Below are 21830 nucleotides of genomic sequence, written 5' to 3' on the forward strand. Positions count from 1 at the left end.
GAAACTTAGGTGTTCCATCCGTCCAATTTAGACGACCATGCTTACGAAGCCAAACTAAAACCGTTGAACACCCCTGAATTCCGTAGTGGTCTTGTGCTTGTTTATATGTGAATTCGCCTTTTTCAACTTGGTCTACAACAGCCAATTTAAAAGCGAGGGAATAATCGCGTTGAGTTCTTTTGCTATTTGATTTCATTACACTCTCCAAATTAAGTTTGAAAAGTGTCAACGCTATTTAGGATGGGTCAAAGCTTTCGAAAAAGGCTCGGGTAAAACTGTACCTTATAAAATTGCTCCGCGTAGAAGCGGTGATGTGGCAGCCTGTTACGCCGATCCTACTAAGGCAGCCACAGAACTCAATTGGCATGCTGAAAAAGGCTTAGAAGACATGTGTGCAGACACATGGAATTGGCAGTCGCAAAACCCAATGGGCTATCCAAAGGACTAGTTTTGCATTTGAACGCTGCCGATAGGTCTGTTCAACTTACCAGAACTAAAAAGCCATGCTGTTGAGCATGGCTTTTTTTGTGCGGCGCATATATGGCTGGAGTAACGTTGAAGGTGAGATTAGATAATAATAACTAAGCCCTGCCCCGAACTTTATCCCACATCGTTTTATTTATTACTCTTTCTCTATTTGCCATCTTTCGACTTGGCGTCTTTTTCTTTTAGCTTAGTTTTCTGACTGTCATCAGCTGACGCATCTTCTAAATCTGTAGACTCTTCGACTGTTTCTTCTGACGCTTCTTCATAGCTATCAAAGTCATTGCCTTCCAACATCGCTTCAAAATCAGCAAAGTCGTCTAGCTGCTCATCATCAATGGCTTTATCGCCGCTTTTACCGTCAGTAACGCGAAATTCTAGATTCTCAAAATAAGCATTTTTCACAAAAGCATAGTCATCAACAGACTGCTCTAGCTGCGCTTCTTGATCAAGTAATTGGGCTCTTGTTTCAAGTACCGAAATACCAATACGCGCTAAGTTTACAGAACCTTCAAGTAACGACATTGGAAATGCAAAACCGTCGACATAATCACCGGTAAAGCTTCGCGGATCACTTGGGCCTAAAAACGGCAGCATTAAGAAAGGTCCGGTATCTAATCCCCACACAGCCAGAGTTTCACCAAACTGCTCACGTTTGCGCTCAATACCAATTTTCGACGCAACATCAAAGGTGCCAACTAACCCTACCGTGGTGTTAATTAAAAAACGAGCCAGGCTATCTAAACCATCGTCAACTTTGCCTTGAAACATATTATTCAAAAAGTTAGCAGGTTCTTGTAGGTTATCAGTGATGTTCACTAAACCAGTTCGCGCAGGCTGAGGCATTACCGTCACGTAAGTAACCGTTATTGGGCGTAAAATGTAGGCATCCAACACATCCCAGTTAAAATCCCAGATTTCACGGTTAACCGGCTCGAACGGGTCGCGGGGGTCTGAAGTATTCACTACAGCCTCGCTCGCCCCAGTGTCTTGAGAATACGCTTGAGCCTGATCTTGAGTATGGTTACTCGCACAGCCACCTAAAAGACTTGCGGCAATAATCAACCCAGTTGCGAGCAATTTAGACAGTTCCATACTTATAATTCCTTATCAATAATAACGCTTAGTGAAGATATTTCGTTGGCAGTAACGCTTGCGCTCACACTGCCTTGCCATTCGCCTTTCGAAACAGCCACATTACCATCTTTAGATAGCCTTGCGGTAACCACCACATCAGAAAGCGTGGCTAGCGTGAATTGTGGCATCATTGCGTTCTCTGTGGTTAGAGTAACAGAAACGGGAAAGTCATCTATGGGCAGTTTAACTACAGCAGCGGGCATTTTGTTATCAGAGTTTGCGTCTTGAGCGAACACTATCAGAAAACCCTCTTTAGGCGCTTTTGTATTAGCGTCGTCAGACAGACTCACCGTAATATTAAAGCCGGTTTGTGCTTCGCTATTAGTATTTTTCGCTTCGCTACTGGCATTTTGCGCTGTTGATGTATCAGTAATTTCAGCAGCTGTATTTTGTAGCGCTGCCATTTCATTGGTATTCCCTTTTAGCTCTTTTATACGCGCAACTAAACGCTGCGCCATATCGCTATCAGCTGGCAACTTACCTTCTACTTGTTGATAAAAACGCTGAGTATTTTCAAGATCGCCAAGTTGAGCAGAGACCACCGCCATCATCAGCGCAAGATTATCATTCGCTGGATTGTCGTTTAGCAAGCCCAACAAGATAGATTGCGCACGTTCCAGATTATTTACATCCCCTGTGGTCATCAAGGCTTGAGCAAGCGTAATGCGATTAGCTGAATTAGACGGCGCCAAACTCACCGCTCTATCGATAGCTTCAATGGCCTGCACTTCTTGACCAATACTCAGCATTAATCTGCCAAAATACATCCATCCCGTGTCGTCTTCGGGCTCTTCTCTCAAACGCTGGCGTATAGCAAGAGCAAGGCTAGCAATGTCTTGTTGGGTCAGGTTATTCGCATTACCGCTGGCAAGCTGTTGACTCAATTCGGGCAACGCTTCAATAGCTTGGCTCGCCTGGGCAACACGACCCATTTGGTTTACCTGCGCATATACAATCACTCCACAGACTATGGCAAGCACACCACCAATCAATAAAGGGAGCTTTGCTGTACCCGTTTTATGAGATTGAAATGCGCTTTCATCTACCAGCGCTAGTTTTAGTTCATCAACGGCTTGGCGCTTATCGTGCTCGCTGATGAGACCTTCTTGTACTTCACGGTCAAGTTCGGCAAGACGCTGCTTAACAATTTGCGTATTGCTCAAACTGTCTTGTTTTGCGTGGTTTTTATTACGCAGCCATGGGAAAGCAACAATTAATAGAACAAGCGTAATTAAGCCTGAAACAATAATATAAAACTCAGACCAACTCATTCTTTCTCTCGCTCCAACATTTCATCTGCTTTAGCTAACTTAGCAGCCATATCTTCTGGTGGTGTTACCGATTTGCGGCGAACCACCACAATCAGGGCAATGAAAATAAACAAGACTGGACCGGCCCAAAGCCACAAGGTCGCAGCCGTAACCGGCGGTTGATAGTGCACAAAATCGCCATAGCGCGACTTCATAAAATCAATCACCTCCTGCTCTGTTTTGCCTTGTTTTAACAACGCGTAAACTTTTCGGCGCATGTCATGGGCAATCATGGCGTCGCTATCAGCAATATTCTGGTTTTGACACATAGGGCAACGTAATTCGGCGGTAAGCTTTAAAAAGCTTTCACGCTGAGCAGGCGTGTCGAAAGAAAACTTATCTTCAACCGCACTTACCGAATAAGCGCTAAGCACAATCAGCAGCGTAAAAACACTTAGCGTAATGGTTTTAAAGGACGCGCGACTGTGGGAGGAAGTTTTCGATAACATCATTATTCGCCTCCCTGTGCACTTGTGGTGCTCTGGTTATTTTTTTCATTAAGCGTGTTCGACAAGTTAGGCTCTGAGGCCATCACTGCATCTACATCTACCTTTTTGTCATTGCCTTTTTTGCCAGACGCTTCTGCCACCAGCTTGTTATATAGCGGGCCAACTTTGGTGTTCCAAACACGCTCGTTAATATCGCCTATGTGGTGCATGCGAATAATGCCTTCAGCGTCGATAACAAAGTGCTCAGGCGCTCCAGTTACTCCAAGGTCGAGCGACGTATCGCGATAGACATCAAAAATATTATACGCGTAAGGGTTACCGTAACGGCTGAGCATGTCGGTAACTTCTTGCTGAACACGGCTCAGTGTTTTTGTGCCAAAGTCTGGGTCTAAGTCCTGATCAAAATACAAACCCACAATGTGAACGTTTTGTTCGTTCTTTAGCTGAGTTAGGTACGGCATCTCAACAGCGCAGGTCACGCACCATACACCCCATACATTTAATATGGTGACCTTGCCCTTTAAATCTTCAGGTGTATAGGTCACCTCTGGCTTCATCAGGTCTGGCAGTGAGAATGCAGGTAACGTCTTATCCTGAACCTGAGAATCTAACTCTCTGGGGTCAGAAAAAAGCCCTTTAAACAGGAAAATGACCAGCAAAGAAAACAACACTAACGGAATAGCAACGAGTGGTGCTTTTTTCATTATGCGCCTCCTTTCACTGACGCATTTGATGGAGTGGATACTTGACCATGAGATTGCTCAGCGTCGTTTTTACCTTTACCACCAAATACACGTTTGATCTTTTTAACTTTAGCCATACGGTAACGTTTGTCGCTAATAGAGAAGATACCGCCTATAGCCATAACCACTGCGCCCGTCCATAGCCAGATAACAAATGGCTTAATATAAATACGGATGGCCCATGCGCCATTGTCTAAAGGCTCGCCCATAGCGATAAATAAATCTCTCATAGGATTTGAGTGAATAGCGGCTTCAGTCATCGGCATACGCTGTACCATATACAAACGCTTTTCTGGCTCAAGATGCGCGATTAATTCACCGTCTTGATAAACGTCGAATACGCCTTTGTCCGCCTCAAAGTTCGGACCTTGGACTTTGACGACATCTCTAAAGCTAAAGTCATAATCGCCAAGAGAAACGGTATCGCCGATGTCCATGCGCACATCGCGCTCCATTTCATAGTTTGAAACCAGCGTAATGCCGATAATGCAGATTGCAAAACCCACATGGCCCAGCACCATTCCCCAGTGGCTTGGCGTAAGCTTGCGAAGTTTAGATAGCACCGATGCATTGTCACTGTTACTTGATGGCATTGCCGATAGACGCTGCATCACCTCTTGCACTGTAGTGACTAAAATCCAAAACACCAACACCATGCCTAAAACGCCCATATAAGTTGGTTCATCATAGGCAAAGTTCACTAACACACCTGCACTTAGTGCAATACCGCCAGCGATTAATAGCTGTTTTTGTAATTCACTGGCTTTTTGCTGTTTCCAGCGCGTAAGCGGCCCAAGACCTAGCATTAGTACGAATGGCACAATCAATAAGGTAAACATTTGATTGAAGAACGGAGCGCCTACAGAAATACTGCCTAGGCCTAACTCTTTATGTACAAGTGGCAGTAGTGTACCCAACAATACAACTAGTGTTGCTGCGCACAAAAAGACATTATTTCCCATTAGCAACACTTCACGGGAAAATGCTTGATAGCGGCCTGGGCTTTTAAGTGAAGCTGCTCGCATAGCGTAAAGCAGCAAGCCAAAGCCACTAAGTACAATCAATATTCCCAGTATAAATAAGCCTCGGGTAGGATCGCTTGCAAACGAGTGTACCGAAACAATCACTCCAGAACGTACTAAGAAGGTGCCAAGTAAACTCAAACTAAAGGCGGCAATAGCAAGCAGTACGGTCCACGACTTAAACGCCTTTCGCTTTTCGGTTACGGCTAGCGAGTGCATTAGCGCAGTACCGACCAACCAAGGCATGAAAGAGGCGTTCTCTACTGGATCCCAGAACCACCAGCCACCCCAGCCAAGTTCGTAATACGCCCACCAGCTACCTAGCGCAATGCCCACGGTGAGAAACGCCCAGGCAGAAATAACCCAGGGCCTTGACCAGCGTGCCCAGGTTGAGTCTAGCTGACCTGAAATCAGTGCTGAAATTGCAAAAGCAAACGCGACAGAAAAGCCAACATAGCCCATATAAAGCATAGGCGGGTGAATGATCATGCCAAAATCTTGCAGCAGCGGATTAAGATCTCGACCATCGACCGGGAAAAATGGCAGCATGCTGTTAAACGGGTTTGAGGTAAGCAGCATAAATAAGTAAAAACCGATGCCCACCATTCCCAATACCGACAACACCCGTGCGACCATAGCAAGAGGAATACCCTTGCTGAATATCGCCACTGCTACTGTCCATATGGAAAGCATCAACACCCACAGCAGAAATGAGCCTTCGTGGCCGCCCCACACGGCGGTAATTTTATAATAAATAGGAAGTCGACTATTTGAGTGCTGGGCAACATACGCCACACTGAAATCGTCAGTCACAAAGGCGTAGGTTAAGCATACATAGGCGATAAGCGTGAAGGTAAACAAGCCGATTGCCAGTGGTTTGGCGGTTGCCATTAACGCTTCGTGCTGACGGTGAGCCCCCCATAGCGGATAAACGGCCAATAATATAGAGAGCACTAGCGCAAGCGTCAGCGCAATATTTCCAATCTCTGGCACCATTATTTATTTGCCTCCGCTGCCGGTAGTCGACTCGTAGGAAGACATATTTTCAGGTTTAACGTGCTTAATGCCCTTCATCTTCTCAGCAAGCTCAGGAGGCATGTACTCTTCATCGTGCTTCGCTAGCACTTCCTGCGCCTTGATACTGCTTGCACCAGTGAGCACTCCCGTTGCCACAATGCCCTGACCTTCACGGAACAAATCAGGCAGGATACCGGTATAAGTCACGGTAACCGTTGGGCCGGTATCGATAAGGTCAAAGCTCACAGCTAAGCTTTCTTGATCCCTTTTTACACTACCAGGCACCACCATACCGCCTATACGAAGACGCTGGCCAACCTGCGGTTTCTGGCCGTTTTTACCTTCAATAATTTCACTTGGCGTATAAAAAAGATCAATACTGTCGTTTAGGGCGTAAAGCATCAATCCAATTGCACTTACTATTAAAAAACCGATAATTCCCACTACGGCTAGTCGCTGCTTTCGTCTCGGGTTCATGCAACTCTCACTTCGAAAAAACTAATAAACGATAAAAACGCAAATGAATACTAAGTTCACTTTTAGCATTAACACTACATGCTGTCTTGCTGTTGCTGTCGCGCTTTTTTAATTCGCGCTTTGCGCTCTTGTTCCACCACAACCTGCTTTAAAAGTTTGCTGTGCTTAATAAAACTCTGAATAACGATAATACCCATTGCTAAGAACGTAACGCCAAACGACAGCCATACATAAAATGCATAGCCGCCCATATTTAAAAAATCGGCAAAGGATTCAAACTGCATCTTAACTGCCCTCTTTTAAATTAACGTTAGGTGAGCCGCTGGTCTGTTTCGACACATTCTCTAATGCCAAGGCTTGTACCCAAGGCCTGTGCATCTCTCTAAGCACAATCTCATTACGTAAACGCACTGTCGTTACCGCGCCAATAAAAAACGCGAAACCCAGCAAGTTAATTAACAGTGGCCACAGCATTTCAGGAGCAATCGAAGGATTATCGAATTTACTAATGGTCGCGCCTTGATGTAACGTGTTCCACCATTCTACCGAGTAGTGAATAATAGGAATATTTACTACGCCCACCAGCGCCATCACGCCTGCGGCTTTACCCGCCTGCTGTTTGTCTTCAAAAGCACCGTAAAGCGCAATCACGCCCATGTACAAGAAAAGCAGAATAAGCTCTGAAGTTAGGCGTGCATCCCACACCCACCAAGCGCCCCACATTGGCTTGCCCCAGGCGGCGCCCGTGAATAGAGCGATAAACGTCATTACTGCGCCGATAGGCGCCATAGCAATCATGCTCATATAGGCAGTGCGCCACTGCCACACCATACCCACCAAGGCTGCAATTGCCATGGCGACATAAGTGCCCATAGACAAAATTGCGCTAGGTACATGGATATAGATAATTCTAAATGAATCACCTTGTTGATAATCTTGAGGCGCAAATGCCAGCCCCCATACAGTGCCAATGCTCAGACACACTAAAGCACTAACCCAAAACCAAGGCTGTAAAGTTAGGCAGAGCTGATACGCGCGCTCTGTCTTTGCGTAGGGGTGTAACCACTTCCACATTAGTTTTGACTCACTTTTAAAGAATACGCGATGGCAAACGGTGCCAATGCCGCAGCCAATAAAAGCATGGCGGCAATAATAGCAAGTTGCGCATGATAAGGTAATTGCAGTGCGGCAGAATCCACAGCCGACGTGGCAAATATCAGTAACGGAATAAAGACAGGGATAAGTAGCAATGCCAACAGCACCCCACCTTTTTGCAATCCAACGGTAAGCCCTACTGCGATAGCACCAATTAAAGAAAGTAATGGCGTTCCCAGCAACAATGTTAAAACGAGCGCGATATACATATCGACCGTTAAATTTAAAAACATCGCTAGCAGTGGAGATAGCAATAATAAAGGCACGAAGCTAACCAGCCAATGGGCAGCCACTTTTACTGCACTCACCGCTGGTAATGGCATACCAGATAGCATGTACTGCTCTAGCGACCCGTCTTGGAAGTCATCGCGAAACAGCCTTTCCATCGCCATGAGCGATGACAAAATCGCCGCAATCCAAATTACCCCCGGTCCAATGCGCTGAAGGGTGTCGGGAGACGGACTAACGCCTAAGGGAAATAAGGTCACCACCATTAGCAAAAACATCAGAGGTTGCACCAATTCCGCTTTTTGCTTGAACGCAATGTGCATGTCGCGTTTAAAAATACCTTGATAAAGTGACATTAAAAGCGGTACTCCAGGTCAAATACGCGGTGTTCCCCAGCATTTTCTGACAGTGGTTGATGCGAAGTGGTAATAATAAGACCACCGCGTCTAACGTGCTCTTTCATACTTGTTTCAAGTAAGTGAACCCCTTTTACATCAAGCGCTGTAAACGGTTCGTCTAATATCCACACCTTTGCTGGCTTAAGCCATAGTCTTGATAGCGCCACACGACGCTGTTGACCTGCCGACAAATACCTAACAGGCACATCTTCAAGCCCAACTAACCCTACTTTTGCCAAGACGTCATACAGCGTATTTTCTTGTACCGATATACTGTGTTGGGCTAACCAAAACGATAAGTTATCCAAGGCTGAAAGGCTGCCGTTAGTACCGCTCTTATGTCCTAAATAGAAAAGATCGCGATAATAGCCGGTCTTGTCTTCGGAAATGTTTACACCGTTATATAAAACGGCGCCCGAATCAGGTGCACTCAACCCAGTTAATATGCGAAGTAAGCTGGTTTTTCCTGCACCGTTAGGGCCGCGCAAGTACAGCAGCTCACCAGTATTAACAACCAGTGAAAGCCCCTCAAAAAGGGTTCTATCTCGTTTGCTGCACGTTAATCCGCACGCCTCTAACACTACTTGGCTACTCCAACCTAAAAAAGAGGTTTTAAAAAATGGCGCTAGTCTACCACATGAACGCTTTTTCGCAGTCGCGAATTCCAATTAAATATGATTTACTTCAAAGACAAAGGTATTTTTCCAAAGAGCCCGTAGAGCAAGGGTGGGTTGTCTTTCAGCGCAAAGATAAATTGTTCAGCTGCCTTAAGAACGAATGGTTTCGCTGTACTTTATTGATGAGCACTTATCAATGATGAATCAGCCTCAAAGCACTTTGCTATAGTCAAATTTGCTATACTCAAATAAGTAAGGAAAAGCGCGACTGTGCCGATATCTCAATTATGACAACATCATTATCATCACTATTGGCAGCGGCTCTGAATCAGTCAACGGGCTCGACTTCGCCAACATCTTTATCGTCACCAGGAAATGTTGATACCGCTACTCAAGGGACGAGCAGAAGTACTTCTCCTGCTATTGCCAACGCTGCGCTGTCGCAGGCTGCCACCTTAGATAATGCCGCGAAAGTAATAGTTGAACGCTTGCCTGAACGAGTGCTATCGATAACGGTTACACCAAATAATATATCGTCAGCAGCTCAAGTACTTAACGTTGTCTTACCCGCAGAAGTTAGCGCTAAGCTTTCTAACCAAGCAATTAACAATGCACAGCTTGCACTTTTACCTACCTCCCCCGGCCAATTCTCAGGCCCAGAAGCGAAAAATATTCAAAATGCTTCTCAAAGTCAGATAAGCGCTCACTCTGCAGTGCTGCTTTCTACACGCTTGTCTCAACAAGGCGTGTCATTGTCAGCGCCCGATAAAGCTGAATTACTGAAAGCCGTGGCACAAGCTCTGGCTGCAAATAACGCCGCCGTTACGCTTAAAGGTCAGCTTTCTATTTCTACAAAGAATGAAAACTTTGGGCAACTCTTGCTCACCACGGCTAAAAACGAGGTTGTTCCCCTTACGGACATAAACACTGAAAAGTTGGATAGCACGGCTAGAGCAGCGCTTCAAAAGCTGGTCGGTCAGCAGGTCGTTATAGGACTAAGCCGAGCTAGCAACGGTGGAATCGCGCTGCAAATCTCTCAAGGTTTGTCCAACGAAAACGCCGCCCCAAGAGCCAACCACAATAATGTCGCCGCCATAACCCATAAAAATGTAAGTACCAACTTACAGCAACAGCTTATTTCCAGCGCTCTCAAGCAAGGTGGCGTTGCTGTTGAGCATAACTTGAGTAACCCGCCACAACTTAGTGCGTTGCTAAAAGCTTCTGGTGACGGCACTAACGCGTTAAAAGTGCTTTCTTCGTTGACCTTAACGGACAGCAAGCTCTCAATTCGCACTGCGCAACAAAGCGCGTTATTACATATTGAAGTACCTCAGAGCAAGACCCCTTCCCTTTCCGCCCCAACTTTGACGCAGGAGCAGGTAAGTAAACTCAACCTTTCACAATTACCAAAGTCGACAGCGAAAGGGCTCGAAGCCGTCAGGGGAAATAGCTCGCTTGAAGACTCTTCATCCATTACAAACCTAAAGGCAGCGGCTCCCACATCGCTTAAAGGCACCGATGTTCACAATGCCATCACTGCACTTTCTCGAGTATTACTGAGCCAAACAGGCAGTACCAACCAAGCATTAAATCAACTCATCGCTATTGTGGAGAATGAAAAGTTATCGCCCAGCCAAGGTATGCCTAAGGCACATGAAGCTCAGCATTTTGATAAAATTTTGCAGCACCTAAAAGGCCTTGATGCACTCGACGCGAAGCCTTCGCAGGTTAAAATATCTAATGGAGAGTTTATCGGCCCGCCTAGGCCTTCCAGTGAACAACTGCTAGCAACAGCAAAAGCTATATTGACGGAAGGGAAAGATGCCGCTTCAGCAGAGAATAATGGCATGCAAGGAAAAGACGGTGGGAGTAAATCTTCTCTTGTATCACTTGCCTCTATCGCACAAGCGTTAAGCTCACAGGCCAAAGGCTTATCAAATAGCTTACTGAGCAACATCGCTGCTCAACTTGCGGCTACACAAGGTAAAGGCGCAGAGATACCACCAGTGGTTTCAGATAGTCACGTCACTATAGCGGGTTCAAAAACAAATGAGAGCGTAGTTGGCGAGAACGAAAGTGCTATCGAGGGGGTAAAAAGCGGAACAAAAAAACTCGCGCTAGATATGAATGAACAAGGATTGTCGCAACGCTTGCAGCAGCTGATATCCACACAGGCGCTAGTTACCACACCAATAAACTTAACCTCTCCCGTAAACGCTTCGAGCTTTGTTCAAGGGTTGGTTGCCTTAGTTCAATTGGCACTAGCGGGTCGCGCCATGCAGCGTCAGCCTGGCTTAAAAGCGCAAATAGATGCGCCCGACTCTGTTGTTTCAAAAACGTTGGCGAATATGGGGGTAACGGCTCAACCAAGTCGTGTTAGCCAAGACATGCACCAGCTAGACAGCCGACAACAGCTGCTTTCTCAACTTAAGACACTGTTAAGTAGCCACCAGCAAAACAAAATTGCTAATGTGGACAGCCGTATTCAAGGACAAGATAGTTTTTATTACATTTTGCCATCGCTTTCACAGCAGCACAGTCCGCCAGAGCTCTTGATAAAACGAGAGCAAGGTGGGCAGAACAATAAGCACGCACAAACAGGCGAGCGTTCTGTTTGGAATATCACGATGAAACTGGACATTGGTGACAGCGGACAAGTTTTGGCAAAATCAAAAATTGATAAAAGCACCATTACTTTAGACTTATATGCATCCAACGATGAAGTACTTAGGCGCATTGGCGATACCCTACCCTATTTACACAATCGTCTTACTTCCCTCGGATTAGTTGTAGAAAATACCAGTTACCAACGGGGACACATACCGGAGTCATTAAGCTCACGCCCTCATCAGATCTTTGAAACCAGGGTGTAGATGAGGAATTTATGACTGATTCACAAAAAACAAAGCGCGCTATTGGCCTCAAATATGACGGAGGCGATAAAAAAAATGCGCCGAAAGTGGTTGCCAAAGGCTATGAAGATTTGGCAGAAGCCATCATTGCCATGGCTGAAGAAACCGGGATATTAATTCACGAAGACCCTTACTTAAGCGAAGTCCTCGCTACCCTTGATGTGGGGCAAGATATCCCTGAATCGCTTTATTATGTGATCGCCGAATTGCTGGCCTACTCTTATGTACTTCAAGGAAAAATCCCTCCCGGATGGGAGGGAATTATCAAGCGTATCGACTTTGAAGTGTAGTAAACGCTTTAGTTAAACCACTTGCGCTATTTCAGTACGGCCCGTCGATTGGGGGCTCTTGCTGCCATAGAGCATGATAGACCTTATTTCCTCTGAGGTAGTAAACATGGTCGTTATGTAAAACACTTCGGTCATCGTAACTGCCGTAGTAATTTTCATTGTCTTGTTGATGATTAATGCTTCCTACCAGCGACAGTGTTCTGTCTTCACTATCTACTTCAAGCATTTGTAAAGCATAGTGCAAAGAGAAAGTGCCTTCGTCACTTATCCATGATTCAGAAGGCAGCGCGAACCGGTACCCTGTCTGCGTCTTTAACACAGATAACGCCCTATAATCGTACTCAGCTCCTGTATAGGTATCAGACCATACATATTCATTCAGTAAAATGGGGTTCTCAGGGTCTAATACGTCAAATAAACTTACCTTCATTCCATCCTCCACAGGTGTGGTCATTGGCTGCTCACCAGCCTCCGGAATATTAGTCCCAATCACTTGCTGACCTATCCCTAAAAGCAGCCCATTCTCCATGGGATGCAGATAACTCGAGAAACCAGGTATAGTAAGTTCCCCGCTAATAAAGGGTGCTTCTGCATCGGAAAGGTCGATGACGTAAAGTGGGTCAACTTGCTCAAAGGTAACAACATACGCTTTGTCTTCAAAAAAACGCACCGCATAAACATCTTCTCCCGGCTTTCCTATTGGTGACGGTTCGTTGTCGTTTGGTAGCGAAGCCACTTCCTCGAGCTTTCGCCCTTGCTGCGTTAGAACATGTAGAAAGTGTTCAGGGTTATCAGCAAGAAGACCTTCCGTTGTTACCGCCATAAAATAGCCATCGCGTTCAGACATCTTCAGCTGTGGGGAGCTATTCCAACCGAATGAACCTCGCACCTTTCCCGTCGCTTGATATTCAATACCATTCTCTAAAGATACTTTGTGAATAACAGTGTCATTTCCCTGTGTTGCGTGTAAATACATATTATTGTGGGTCATGAACAAGCCCTCGGCTTCAACAATAGTGCATAACGCCGAATAGGTAGACGGAGATGACATGTTAATCTTTACCAAGCTAAGCATCTGCACATGCCCATTCTTGCTACTCGCATTTTCAGGTACCAAGCAATCATCTAAATTATAAAGTGGCAAAGATTGTTCATTAATGGTGATATTTGGAACCAAAGAGCTGTTGTCCAACTCTAGAAGACGTCGATAGTACGCCTCGCGACTGCTGTTGCTATTGCCAATAGCAGGCAAATTATCAGCGGAAGGTACATATTGCATAGCTAAGTATAAGTCGCTGCCTATACGCCTTGAGCTAATCAGTCGCCCATCAATTTTAATTTTATGAGGGATAGTAGGTGTCTCTGGTGAAGCAACGTCAATAAACTGAATCTTCGTATCGTTGTCAGGGCTGTTCCATGGGCTTGTAATGGCAACAGCGTCCACCAGTGGATAGTAACCAAATTTACGGGTAATAACGCCTAGACGCTCATCGTGAAGATACATACCCATCATTTCATGCTCAGATTCTAGGGGAATGTTTGCAACGACATCAAGGGAGAAGTCGTCCTGACGCTTTAGTATTCGTACTCGATTTTCTGCTTCCGGTTGCGAGTCCCACGTTGGTAGGTTTGCAACATATAAATACTCACCGTCATACTCAATACGATCAGCTTCGTCCACACCTTCGACTTGCGTTGTTGTTGAGGAAAATTCAGGTGCTGCTGCAGCTGAATCACCACCGTTCCCACTTGTGGTGCCCCTTTGTTGGACATTTATTATGTAGAGTCCGTTTTTAACATACTGACTGGCTGATATATTTGGACTCTGCCCCAGAGGCACGTCAGACGTAGAAGTTAGAGAAAGCTGTAATACATCTCCATCATCGCCACCATCACCGCTACTGCATGCGGTAATCACACACGTAGAGAAAATAAGTACTGCCATGCATTTTGAAATGCCGTCTATCCCGCTTTTCGATTTCATGTTTCATGTCCTTTTTAGTTGAAACGTTGAAATCCATAATAGATTCGCATTGCATATCAATCAGATCCAAACTGAATATAAATGTGACAATTTGTAATCAGGTACTGTTTCATTCGAAGCAGTTTGGTAATCTTATTACCTCAATTTTGATAAAGGGACTTTGTGTGTTTTCGCGCTTTTTTCTTATTTTGTTGTTGGCGAGCGCTTTCCATGCCTCAGCACTGGCTTGTGAAAACAAGCTTGTATGCATTGAAGAAGACAACTGGTCGATTGGCGTGGCCTTTGGTGCTGGTGCTCGTACCAACCCATTGGTAGATGGCGACGCTATTCCTTTGATTATATTGCCAGACGTTGCCTGGTATGGAGAACACGCTTACTTCGACAATGGAGAGTTTGGCTATCAATGGCAGCCCAATAAAGATTCGACAACCGAAGTGTTTGTTCGCACCAACACCGAACGCGCTTATTTTGCATTTTGGCATCCAAGCAATATATTTTTACCTACAAACACTGTTACCGATGGTGCAGGTACGCCAATCCCTGGTGGTGAGGAAGACCCTCCTCGCTATATCTCTGTTGACGATATCGCACAACGCGATTGGTCACTCGATGCAGGATTGCGCACGAATTGGTTTAACGACAATGATAGGTGGTCGTTCACTGTAATTCATGATGCTTTTGGTGTGCATAATGGTTTTAGCGCAACAGGTAGGTATCAGCACGATTTCGAATGGCAAGACTGGGCTCTCGCAACACATCTATCTGTTACCTACAAAAGCAGCAACCTAATAGATTATTACTACGGCATCAGCCAACGTGATACTAGTGATGAAACCCTGTGGTATAGCGCGGGAAGCACATTTCAATTTACCGGAGGTTTGCTTTTCAACAAACCTATAAATCAGCATTGGCATTGGCTGGGTAGGATTCAAATTACGTCATTGGGCAGCGGGATGACTGACAGTCCGCTGGTGTCAAAACGCTATGTTACCAATATGTTCTTTGGCGTTGGCTACCGATTTTAGGATGAAGTAATGCGTATTTTACTGCTCGCCATTCTCCTATTACTTTGTCTACCTAGTTTCGCCAAAGAAAAGAGCCCCGCGCTTTTTTCGGCATTTCCTAACGAGTGCATCACTGCTCAAAAAGGTGAAATTTGCATTTTACCTATTACACTGACCTACCCAGAAATGAGTTCGAGTGAGCACTGTTTACACATTAACAATCGCATACTAGGTTGTTGGTCACCTGATAAACTCCCCACCGATTTAGAGCTAGAGTTAGATTCTGACTCTACACTCACACTGAAGAGTGACGATGACAAGAAAGCCCCTTCTGTCATGCTAAAAGTGAAATATCGACAAGCCTCTACACACCGCCGGCGTGTTAGAAACCCATGGAGTTTATTCTGATGAAGAAGCTAGTTTTGGTTGAAGATGACGAGCGTTTAGCAGCATTGGTCGTTGAGTACCTCGAACGCAATGGCTTTAGCGTTTCACGTCTCGCTTGCGGTGAAGGCCTTGTAGAACTAGTTAAATCTATCACGCCAGACATAGTCATACTTGATGTCATGCTACCCGGTGAAGATGGCTTTGCTTTGTGTAATCAGCTAAGGCAATTCTATACGGGCCCGTTGCTTTTTATGACTGCTAAAAATGAAGATTTTGATCAGGTGATAGGGCTTGAAATCGGTGCGGATGACTATGTTGTTAAACCCGTAGAGCCCCGGGTTCTTTTGGCGCGAATCAATGCATTATTACGCCGAACCATGTCTGCGTTACCACAAGAAAGTAACAGCGATGTATTGCGTTTTGGTTCACTTTCTATTGATAAAGCCTCACGTAGAGTGACGCTTGCAGATAACGTCATTACGCTAACTAGCCACGAATTCGATTTATTGTGCCTACTTGCTGACAACGCGTCAAAGGTAGTTGACCGAACTACCCTTTATCGAAAACTGATTGGCCGTGAATACGATGGTCTAGATCGATCAGCCGACGTGCGTGTATCCAGACTCAGAAAGAAACTTTCCGATGACCCTCAAAACCCTTATCGCATTAAGACAATATGGGGAAAAGGCTTCTTTTTTGTTAGCGATGCTTGGGAAGATAAATGACGCGCCTGTTTGTCAGCTTTTACCTCTTCGTAGCTATCGCGCTGGTACTTATTAGCAGCACATTAGAGCTAGTATTACCCAATGAAAGCCAAGAAAAAACGAAAGAAGCACACATCTTAGAAACTATATTACCGCTCGTTGTCTCAGACAGGTCGCTACTAATAGATAAATTACGAGCCACTGACGTAAATTATGAAATAAAGTCTATTGACTCTGTCGCATGGTCAGACGCTGAACGAAGGGCATTTTCTGATAAACGTTCAATAACATTGTTCGACGAAGACGCCAAGTATATCTACGCCCCTATAGGTAATGAGGAATTTATTGCACTCACGTTACCCTACGAGAAAGTATCGACGCCCTACCTGATCGTATACCTACTTGTATTCCTCGTACTTCTTGGTTTAGCTATGGCAGTGTGGTTGTTGCCACTATGGCGTGACCTTTCGCATATAACACGGGAAGTTAGTCATCTGGGACAGGAGACTGAGCAACTTTCGATATCGCTTAAAAAGCGTTCTATTATGCAGCCCATCGCGAATAGACTTAACCTGCTAAGTGAGCGCGTACACGGCCTGCTCCGAGACCAAAGAGAATTGACTGGTGCAGTGGCACATGAATTTAGAACCCCAATTGCAAGATTGAAGTTTGCACTGGAAATGAACCCCAAACCAAATAGTGAAGCCTGGAACGGGATCCTTGCGGATATCGATGAGCTAGAAGGCTTAGTGCAAGAAATGCTGGACTACACTCAGTACGATGCCATAACACCCGAGCTTAGCATCTCGGATATACCGACGAAGGAACTCTGTGAAAACCTAATTGAGCGTCTATCTTTGACCACTGACAAATCGTTAACTGTCATAGGAGAAAACGTGGTACTACGAGGGGATGGCCATTTTGTAGAGAGAGCTGTGTCTAACCTCCTTACCAATGCCATTCGACATGCGCACAGTAAAGTAGCAATCGAAATTCAGTCAACTCCAGATACCATTACTATTTCAGTAAGTGATGACGGCGACGGTGTAGCTCCGAGTTTAGCAGAGCGTATATTCGAACCTTTTTACCGACCCGACAATAGCCGTGTTCGATACTCTGGTGGTGCAGGTTTGGGGCTTGCCATTGTACAGCGAATTCAATACTGGCATAAAGGGAACGCAAGCGTGAAGCCAAGTGCTTTAGGTGGGGCTAGCTTTGTTCTGACTTATCCAAAATAGACTTTAAAAAAGCCGTTTGGTTTGATTTAACTTCCCCGAATAGTTGGATAATCCGACTACTCGGGGAGCATTAACAAACATCAAACAGCTTTTGTCATAGTATTGATATATTTGAGAAAGTACTCAAATCATACTCGTTATCTAAACAGGACCTTTTCCTTGTTAAACCAATGGATACAGAAGAAAATCAGTCCGGTTGCGATCACTGCGGTAGACGTAAATATGCCAAAGAGTGCAAAGTAGTCCATGGTACCTTTGAACAGCTCTTTCATCGCTAGGGCAACGTTAGTCAGCGGTACCCAAACCCAGCCGCCTTTAAGCTCTACACCAGGCATCATGGCTATAATTACAGGGAAAATAACCACCATAATCAGTGACCCCATATAGCTTTGCGCTTCTTTAAACGAGCGAGCATAAATTGATAGTGAAAGCAGAATAGCGGCGAACACTGCCACCACCGGCACCAACATTAGGAAGATCAGCAAGAAGTCTACAAGACCAATCATCGACATGATCTTAACCACAAACTCAACGGCCATGCCTTGTGATAACACCAGCCCCCATATAGCCATGGAAGAAACCGTAATAAGCGCAGTAATTATACCCGCAGTAGCGATAGTAAAGAATTTACCCAGTACCAGCTTATGACGGTCCATCGGTGATATAAGTAATGTTTCTAATGTACCCCGCTCTTTCTCACCAGCACCTAAGTCAGCCGCTGGAGCCATAGCGCCTTGAAGGCACAAGATAAAAATGAAATATGGCAACATACCGCCTAAGCGTTCACCCCACACTTCGCGATCGTCGGCGACATTTTGCTTTTCTATTTTGATTGGCTTCAACAAAGCCTCTTGCTGAGTTTCATCTAGATTAAGCTGCGCAAAAGCGGTCTGTTGAAAAGCATCGGTATATTCATCAATGATGTCGGATACACGCCCCATCACCTTATTAAGACCAGCATCGTTGAGATAAAGCTCAATTTTATGCTGACCTGAACGCAAAACGTCACTATCAAAGGTTTCAGGAATAACCAGCACAAAATCTAATGTTTCGTTTTTGATGAGTTTGGCGTAGTCAGTCTCATCGCCAATCGCAACTGATTCGAATTTATCTGATGCGTCATTAAAAGACTGAACAATTGCTGGTGCATACGCTTCACCAACTATCGCGTATTTCAGTACTTTATTTTCAGCTTTATCCGCCGCTGAACTCATGAAAAAGAACGCGACACCGAAAATCGCTGGGAACAATAAAAGCGGTAAACCAATCATGAATATGATGGTTTTCTTATCCCGTAATAGCTCTTTGAATTCCTTTTTAAAGATTAACCACATTGCCCATCTCCTCAGAATCCATTGATAGTGTTTTTAGGAAGCTCTTATGCATTTGCCCGCCAGCCCCGTCATTACCAGACAAAGCGCTAAAGGCAGCTAGCGAATCGTTAAATACTGTTTCACCTTGGTTAATCACGGTCACCTTATCGCAAAGGGTTTGCACCTCATCAAGATGGTGAGTAGAGAAAATAACCGGGGTACCTTTATCTTTAAGGCGTTGAATGAATTCCATCACGGTACTGGTAGCCATAATATCAAGGCCGGTAGTAGGTTCATCAAGTACCACCAGTTCAGGCTCGTGTATAACAGCACGGGCAATAGAGACTTTTTGTTTCATCCCTGACGAGAAATTCTCAGCACGTCTATCAAGAAAGGTTTGCATATCGAGCAAGTCAGCTAATTCTTCAATACGCGCGTTAATCACATTTTTTGGAATACCGTGCAACTCACCGAAGTAGCTAATATTCTCCCGGCCACTCAAACGACCGTAAAGGCCTGTGGAACTAGATAAAAAGCCAATTTTTTTACGGGCAATATTAGGGTTAGTAAGCACATCCTCACCACCAATAATAACTTTTCCGCTATCAGGTTTGAGTGCTGTTGAAAGCATGCGAAGTGTAGTTGTTTTACCTGCTCCATTTGGTCCTAATAAACCAAGTACTTGTCCTTTTTCGCAAGTAAACGACACATCCCTTACCGATTGGAAATAGCGCCCTTTTAATCGCGGGTCCTTTTTTTCTTGTTCACTAAGCTTTTTCGGGTTTTCCACCTCAAAACGCTTAGCAAGGCCTGATATTTCAATCATTTCCCTTCCCTCTTCTCACGTGTTAACAGTCAACATCGTTCGTTATTGTTGTAGGCTTGCTTTGCTGTAGCCGCAAATTATGCCGTTCTAATTGTTGTGGCGTACTTATCTAAGTTCGTCATTAATAGCCATCACAACCTAGTAGTCTGCACATAAAGATATTTATTACAGCATTCCTTGTTTTTATTTGTTGCACAAGTTTCAATCCGACATTAAGTGTTAATAAATATTTCTCAATTTATTCTGTAGCTAAGCCATAAAAAAACCCACCAAGCGGTGGGTTCTTAAATTTTGATTAGGCGTTCGATTTACTCAGGAAGCACATCGTCTTCGTGTTGAGGAAGCGCCTCTTCTGCTTTAACTGTCTTAGAAAGCAATAGCTCTTGGCGGATCTTAGTTTCGATCTCATTTGCGATCTCAGGGTTCTCTTTTAAGAACTTCATCACGTTCGCTTTACCTTGACCAATGCGGTCACCCTTGTAGCTGTACCAAGCACCCGCTTTATCAACTAGCTTTTGCTTAACACCAAGGTCAATAAGTTCAGCTTCTTTGCTGATACCTTCGCCGTAGCGGATCATAAATTCAGCTTGCTTAAACGGAGGTGCAACTTTATTTTTCACTACCTTAACGCGAGTTTCGTTACCAACTACCTCGTCGCCTTCTTTTACTGCACCAATACGGCGAATATCAAGACGAACAGAAGAGTAGAACTTAAGCGCGTTACCACCGGTTGTAGTTTCTGGGTTACCAAACATAACACCAATCTTCATACGAATTTGGTTAATGAAGATACACAGTGTATTTGAACGCTTGATGTTTGCAGTAAGCTTACGCAACGCTTGCGACATTAGACGCGCCTGAAGACCAACGTGAGAATCACCCATGTCACCTTCAATTTCTGCTTTAGGTGTAAGCGCCGCTACCGAGTCAACAATAACAACATCTACTGCACCTGAACGTACAAGCATGTCGCAAATTTCTAGCGCTTGCTCACCAGTATCAGGCTGAGATACCAATAGTTCGTCGATGTTTACGCCAAGTTTCTCAGCATATACCGGGTCTAGGGCGTGTTCAGCATCAACGAAAGCACAGGTTTTACCCTTGCGCTGGGCTTCAGCAATAACTTGAAGTGTCAGCGTGGTTTTACCTGATGATTCAGGTCCGTAGATTTCAACAACACGTCCACATGGCAAACCGCCTATACCTAGAGCGATATCAATGGTAAGTGAGCCAGTAGAAATCGCTTCAATATCCATGGCTTGGTTATCGCCTAAGCGCATGATAGCGCCTTTACCAAATTGCTTTTCAATTTGGCCAACTGCGGCGGTTAAAGCTTTTGATTTGTTATCGTCCACGTAAATATCCTCTAGGATTTGCGGTTAAATTCTGTATTGGTGTTTTCCATGTCTTTTATGAAATTACCAAATAATGATCACATTCTATACTGTACAAGCATACAGTTTCAACCAGTGTTTTTAATTTTCACTCAACATTTTAATTAACTGAGTAATAGCAAAGCTAATAGCGTGTTGACGAACCTCGTCGCGATTGCCGCAGAAAACCTGTTTGATTTGCACTTCGTGCTCCCCACACAAAAAGCCAAACCACACAGTGCCCACCGGTTTTTCTTCGCTGCCACCGCCAGGGCCGGCAATGCCGCTAACCGTTACAACAAGTTGCGCACCGCTGTTACGGCGCACGCCTTCAGCCATTTCTTTAACCGTTAGCTTCGACACCGCGCCGTACTCTTTTAACGTCTGTTCTGTTACCCCCAGAACGCTTCGCTTTGCGTCATTAGAGTACGTCACCCAGGATTGGTTAAACCAATCAGAACTACCTGCCACACTGGTAAAAGCAAAAGCGACACCTCCGCCCGTACACGACTCGGCGCTCGATACGGTCCAACCTTTGTTCCTGAGTGCGTCACCCAACACATGGACTTGCGCAGATAATGCGCTATCAAGTGTTAAAGGGGTGGCGTTTGCTGTCGAATCAGTTGAAAATGTTGTGCTCATTTGGATATACCTAATTACACCTGTTGTGCTTTATCAGATCTTCGCTTGATCTTAGTGGGCGTGAGTTTATCATTTATTCCCCTCAACAGGCATTAAACCCAGCAACAAATTCGCAGAGGCA

General features: G+C 44.9%; 22 protein-coding genes and 1 pseudogene. 7 read left to right on the forward strand and 16 right to left on the reverse strand.

From position 1 onward, the window contains the following. A pseudogene (locus BGK61_RS02125) lies at positions 1-196 on the reverse strand (IS3 family transposase); the annotation flags it as partial. Positions 197-208: 12 nt separating this feature from the next. Between BGK61_RS02125 and BGK61_RS02130 the strand changes: the two are divergent. Further along, positions 209-448, forward strand: a complete 240-nt coding sequence (locus BGK61_RS02130) for a GDP-mannose 4,6-dehydratase (RefSeq protein WP_276205008.1) — start codon at positions 209-211, stop codon at positions 446-448. Between the two features lie 185 nt (positions 449-633). Here BGK61_RS02130 and BGK61_RS02135 read toward each other — a convergent pair whose 3' ends face one another. The 10 genes from BGK61_RS02135 to ccmA all read right to left on the reverse strand — a co-directional run bounded on the left by BGK61_RS02135 (position 634) and on the right by ccmA (position 9000). Further along, a complete protein-coding gene (locus BGK61_RS02135) occupies positions 634-1578 on the reverse strand; it encodes an MlaA family lipoprotein (protein ID WP_076011127.1) in 945 nt (314 codons plus the stop codon). A 2-nt stretch (positions 1579-1580) separates the two neighbouring features. Further along, complete coding sequence (ccmI, locus tag BGK61_RS02140) at positions 1581-2891, reverse strand: c-type cytochrome biogenesis protein CcmI (protein WP_076011126.1); 1311 nt, start codon at positions 2889-2891, stop codon at positions 1581-1583. Beyond that, complete coding sequence (locus BGK61_RS02145; protein ID WP_076011158.1) at positions 2888-3379, reverse strand: cytochrome c-type biogenesis protein; 492 nt, start codon at positions 3377-3379, stop codon at positions 2888-2890. The genes ccmI and BGK61_RS02145 overlap by 4 nt, the downstream gene beginning before the upstream one ends. Positions 3380-3381: 2 nt before the next feature. After that, positions 3382-4083, reverse strand: a complete 702-nt coding sequence (locus tag BGK61_RS02150) for a redoxin family protein (protein ID WP_076011125.1) — start codon at positions 4081-4083, stop codon at positions 3382-3384. Further along, entirely contained in the window at positions 4083-6140 is a 2058-nt protein-coding gene (locus tag BGK61_RS02155; RefSeq protein WP_076025999.1) for a heme lyase CcmF/NrfE family subunit, read from the reverse strand. Before BGK61_RS02155 ends, BGK61_RS02150 begins: the two co-directional genes overlap by 1 nt. Before the next feature lie 3 nt (positions 6141-6143). Further along, positions 6144-6638, reverse strand: a complete 495-nt coding sequence (gene ccmE, locus BGK61_RS02160) for a cytochrome c maturation protein CcmE (RefSeq protein WP_014997530.1) — start codon at positions 6636-6638, stop codon at positions 6144-6146. Positions 6639-6712: 74 nt separating this feature from the next. Further along, on the reverse strand, positions 6713-6922 hold the full coding sequence (gene ccmD / locus BGK61_RS02165; protein ID WP_076012969.1) for a heme exporter protein CcmD: 210 nt from the start codon (positions 6920-6922) through the stop codon (positions 6713-6715). Position 6923: 1 nt separating this feature from the next. Next, positions 6924-7712, reverse strand: coding sequence for a heme ABC transporter permease (locus BGK61_RS02170; protein ID WP_076026000.1), 789 nt, complete (start codon positions 7710-7712; stop codon positions 6924-6926). Further along, complete coding sequence (gene ccmB, locus BGK61_RS02175; RefSeq protein ID WP_076011841.1) at positions 7712-8377, reverse strand: heme exporter protein CcmB; 666 nt, start codon at positions 8375-8377, stop codon at positions 7712-7714. The genes BGK61_RS02170 and ccmB overlap by 1 nt, the downstream gene beginning before the upstream one ends. Beyond that, a complete protein-coding gene (gene ccmA / locus BGK61_RS02180; RefSeq protein ID WP_076011842.1) occupies positions 8377-9000 on the reverse strand; it encodes a cytochrome c biogenesis heme-transporting ATPase CcmA in 624 nt (207 codons plus the stop codon). The genes ccmB and ccmA overlap by 1 nt, the downstream gene beginning before the upstream one ends. Positions 9001-9323: 323 nt before the next feature. Here ccmA and BGK61_RS02190 point away from each other — a divergent pair, with 323 nt between their 5' ends. After that, a complete protein-coding gene (locus tag BGK61_RS02190) occupies positions 9324-11909 on the forward strand; it encodes a flagellar hook-length control protein FliK (RefSeq protein WP_083648689.1) in 2586 nt (861 codons plus the stop codon). Between the two features lie 11 nt (positions 11910-11920). Beyond that, complete coding sequence (locus BGK61_RS02195; RefSeq protein ID WP_076011844.1) at positions 11921-12238, forward strand: EscU/YscU/HrcU family type III secretion system export apparatus switch protein; 318 nt, start codon at positions 11921-11923, stop codon at positions 12236-12238. A 31-nt stretch (positions 12239-12269) separates the two neighbouring features. On the opposite strand, the gene BGK61_RS02200 is transcribed toward BGK61_RS02195, so the two are convergent. Then, positions 12270-14222 carry a beta-propeller domain-containing protein gene (locus tag BGK61_RS02200; protein WP_014997524.1) on the reverse strand — a complete coding sequence of 651 codons (1953 nt, stop codon included), beginning with the start codon at positions 14220-14222 and terminating at the stop codon, positions 12270-12272. Between the two features lie 164 nt (positions 14223-14386). Here BGK61_RS02200 and BGK61_RS02205 point away from each other — a divergent pair, with 164 nt between their 5' ends. Genes BGK61_RS02205 through BGK61_RS02220 form a run of 4 tightly spaced genes read left to right on the forward strand, consistent with a single transcriptional unit; the run spans position 14387 to position 17555 of the window. After that, the gene (locus BGK61_RS02205; protein ID WP_157888781.1) at positions 14387-15247 is read left to right on the forward strand and encodes a MipA/OmpV family protein; all 861 of its coding nucleotides are present in this window, start codon (positions 14387-14389) and stop codon (positions 15245-15247) included. 9 nt (positions 15248-15256) lie between these two features. Continuing rightward, positions 15257-15634, forward strand: a complete 378-nt coding sequence (locus tag BGK61_RS02210; protein ID WP_076011845.1) for a DUF3019 domain-containing protein — start codon at positions 15257-15259, stop codon at positions 15632-15634. Then, positions 15634-16338 carry a response regulator gene (locus tag BGK61_RS02215; protein ID WP_076011846.1) on the forward strand — a complete coding sequence of 235 codons (705 nt, stop codon included), beginning with the start codon at positions 15634-15636 and terminating at the stop codon, positions 16336-16338. The genes BGK61_RS02210 and BGK61_RS02215 overlap by 1 nt, the downstream gene beginning before the upstream one ends. Next, entirely contained in the window at positions 16335-17555 is a 1221-nt protein-coding gene (locus BGK61_RS02220; protein WP_076011847.1) for an ATP-binding protein, read from the forward strand. Before BGK61_RS02215 ends, BGK61_RS02220 begins: the two co-directional genes overlap by 4 nt. A gap of 137 nt (positions 17556-17692) precedes the next feature. On the opposite strand, the gene BGK61_RS02225 is transcribed toward BGK61_RS02220, so the two are convergent. The 4 genes from BGK61_RS02225 to BGK61_RS02240 form a co-directional block, all read right to left on the reverse strand. Then, positions 17693-18889, reverse strand: coding sequence for an ABC transporter permease (locus BGK61_RS02225; RefSeq protein WP_014997519.1), 1197 nt, complete (start codon positions 18887-18889; stop codon positions 17693-17695). Continuing rightward, entirely contained in the window at positions 18873-19694 is an 822-nt protein-coding gene (locus tag BGK61_RS02230) for an ABC transporter ATP-binding protein (protein WP_014997518.1), read from the reverse strand. The genes BGK61_RS02225 and BGK61_RS02230 overlap by 17 nt, the downstream gene beginning before the upstream one ends. A 308-nt stretch (positions 19695-20002) precedes the next feature. Further along, positions 20003-21049 carry a recombinase RecA gene (gene recA / locus BGK61_RS02235; protein WP_076011848.1) on the reverse strand — a complete coding sequence of 349 codons (1047 nt, stop codon included), beginning with the start codon at positions 21047-21049 and terminating at the stop codon, positions 20003-20005. Positions 21050-21169: 120 nt separating this feature from the next. Then, on the reverse strand, positions 21170-21709 hold the full coding sequence (locus BGK61_RS02240; protein ID WP_076011849.1) for a CinA family protein: 540 nt from the start codon (positions 21707-21709) through the stop codon (positions 21170-21172). Between the last annotated feature and the right edge of the window lie 121 nt (positions 21710-21830).

It is taken from the genome of Alteromonas abrolhosensis (assembly GCF_001953635.1).
Lineage (GTDB): Bacteria > Pseudomonadota > Gammaproteobacteria > Enterobacterales > Alteromonadaceae > Alteromonas > Alteromonas abrolhosensis.

Coding starts and splice junctions, on each gene's coding strand:
- BGK61_RS02135 (WP_076011127.1), bottom strand. CDS start 1,578: ATGGAACTGTCTAAATTGCTCGCAACTGGGTTGATTATTGCCGCAAGT.
- ccmI (WP_076011126.1), bottom strand. CDS start 2,891: ATGAGTTGGTCTGAGTTTTATATTATTGTTTCAGGCTTAATTACGCTT.
- BGK61_RS02145 (WP_076011158.1), bottom strand. CDS start 3,379: ATGTTATCGAAAACTTCCTCCCACAGTCGCGCGTCCTTTAAAACCATT.
- BGK61_RS02150 (WP_076011125.1), bottom strand. CDS start 4,083: ATGAAAAAAGCACCACTCGTTGCTATTCCGTTAGTGTTGTTTTCTTTG.
- BGK61_RS02155 (WP_076025999.1), bottom strand. CDS start 6,140: ATGGTGCCAGAGATTGGAAATATTGCGCTGACGCTTGCGCTAGTGCTC.
- ccmE (WP_014997530.1), bottom strand. CDS start 6,638: ATGAACCCGAGACGAAAGCAGCGACTAGCCGTAGTGGGAATTATCGGT.
- ccmD (WP_076012969.1), bottom strand. CDS start 6,922: ATGCAGTTTGAATCCTTTGCCGATTTTTTAAATATGGGCGGCTATGCA.
- BGK61_RS02170 (WP_076026000.1), bottom strand. CDS start 7,712: ATGTGGAAGTGGTTACACCCCTACGCAAAGACAGAGCGCGCGTATCAG.
- ccmB (WP_076011841.1), bottom strand. CDS start 8,377: ATGTCACTTTATCAAGGTATTTTTAAACGCGACATGCACATTGCGTTC.
- BGK61_RS02190 (WP_083648689.1), top strand. CDS start 9,324: ATGACAACATCATTATCATCACTATTGGCAGCGGCTCTGAATCAGTCA.
- BGK61_RS02195 (WP_076011844.1), top strand. CDS start 11,921: ATGACTGATTCACAAAAAACAAAGCGCGCTATTGGCCTCAAATATGAC.
- BGK61_RS02200 (WP_014997524.1), bottom strand. CDS start 14,222: ATGAAATCGAAAAGCGGGATAGACGGCATTTCAAAATGCATGGCAGTA.
- BGK61_RS02210 (WP_076011845.1), top strand. CDS start 15,257: ATGCGTATTTTACTGCTCGCCATTCTCCTATTACTTTGTCTACCTAGT.
- BGK61_RS02215 (WP_076011846.1), top strand. CDS start 15,634: ATGAAGAAGCTAGTTTTGGTTGAAGATGACGAGCGTTTAGCAGCATTG.
- BGK61_RS02220 (WP_076011847.1), top strand. CDS start 16,335: ATGACGCGCCTGTTTGTCAGCTTTTACCTCTTCGTAGCTATCGCGCTG.
- BGK61_RS02225 (WP_014997519.1), bottom strand. CDS start 18,889: ATGTGGTTAATCTTTAAAAAGGAATTCAAAGAGCTATTACGGGATAAG.
- BGK61_RS02230 (WP_014997518.1), bottom strand. CDS start 19,694: ATGATTGAAATATCAGGCCTTGCTAAGCGTTTTGAGGTGGAAAACCCG.
- BGK61_RS02240 (WP_076011849.1), bottom strand. CDS start 21,709: ATGAGCACAACATTTTCAACTGATTCGACAGCAAACGCCACCCCTTTA.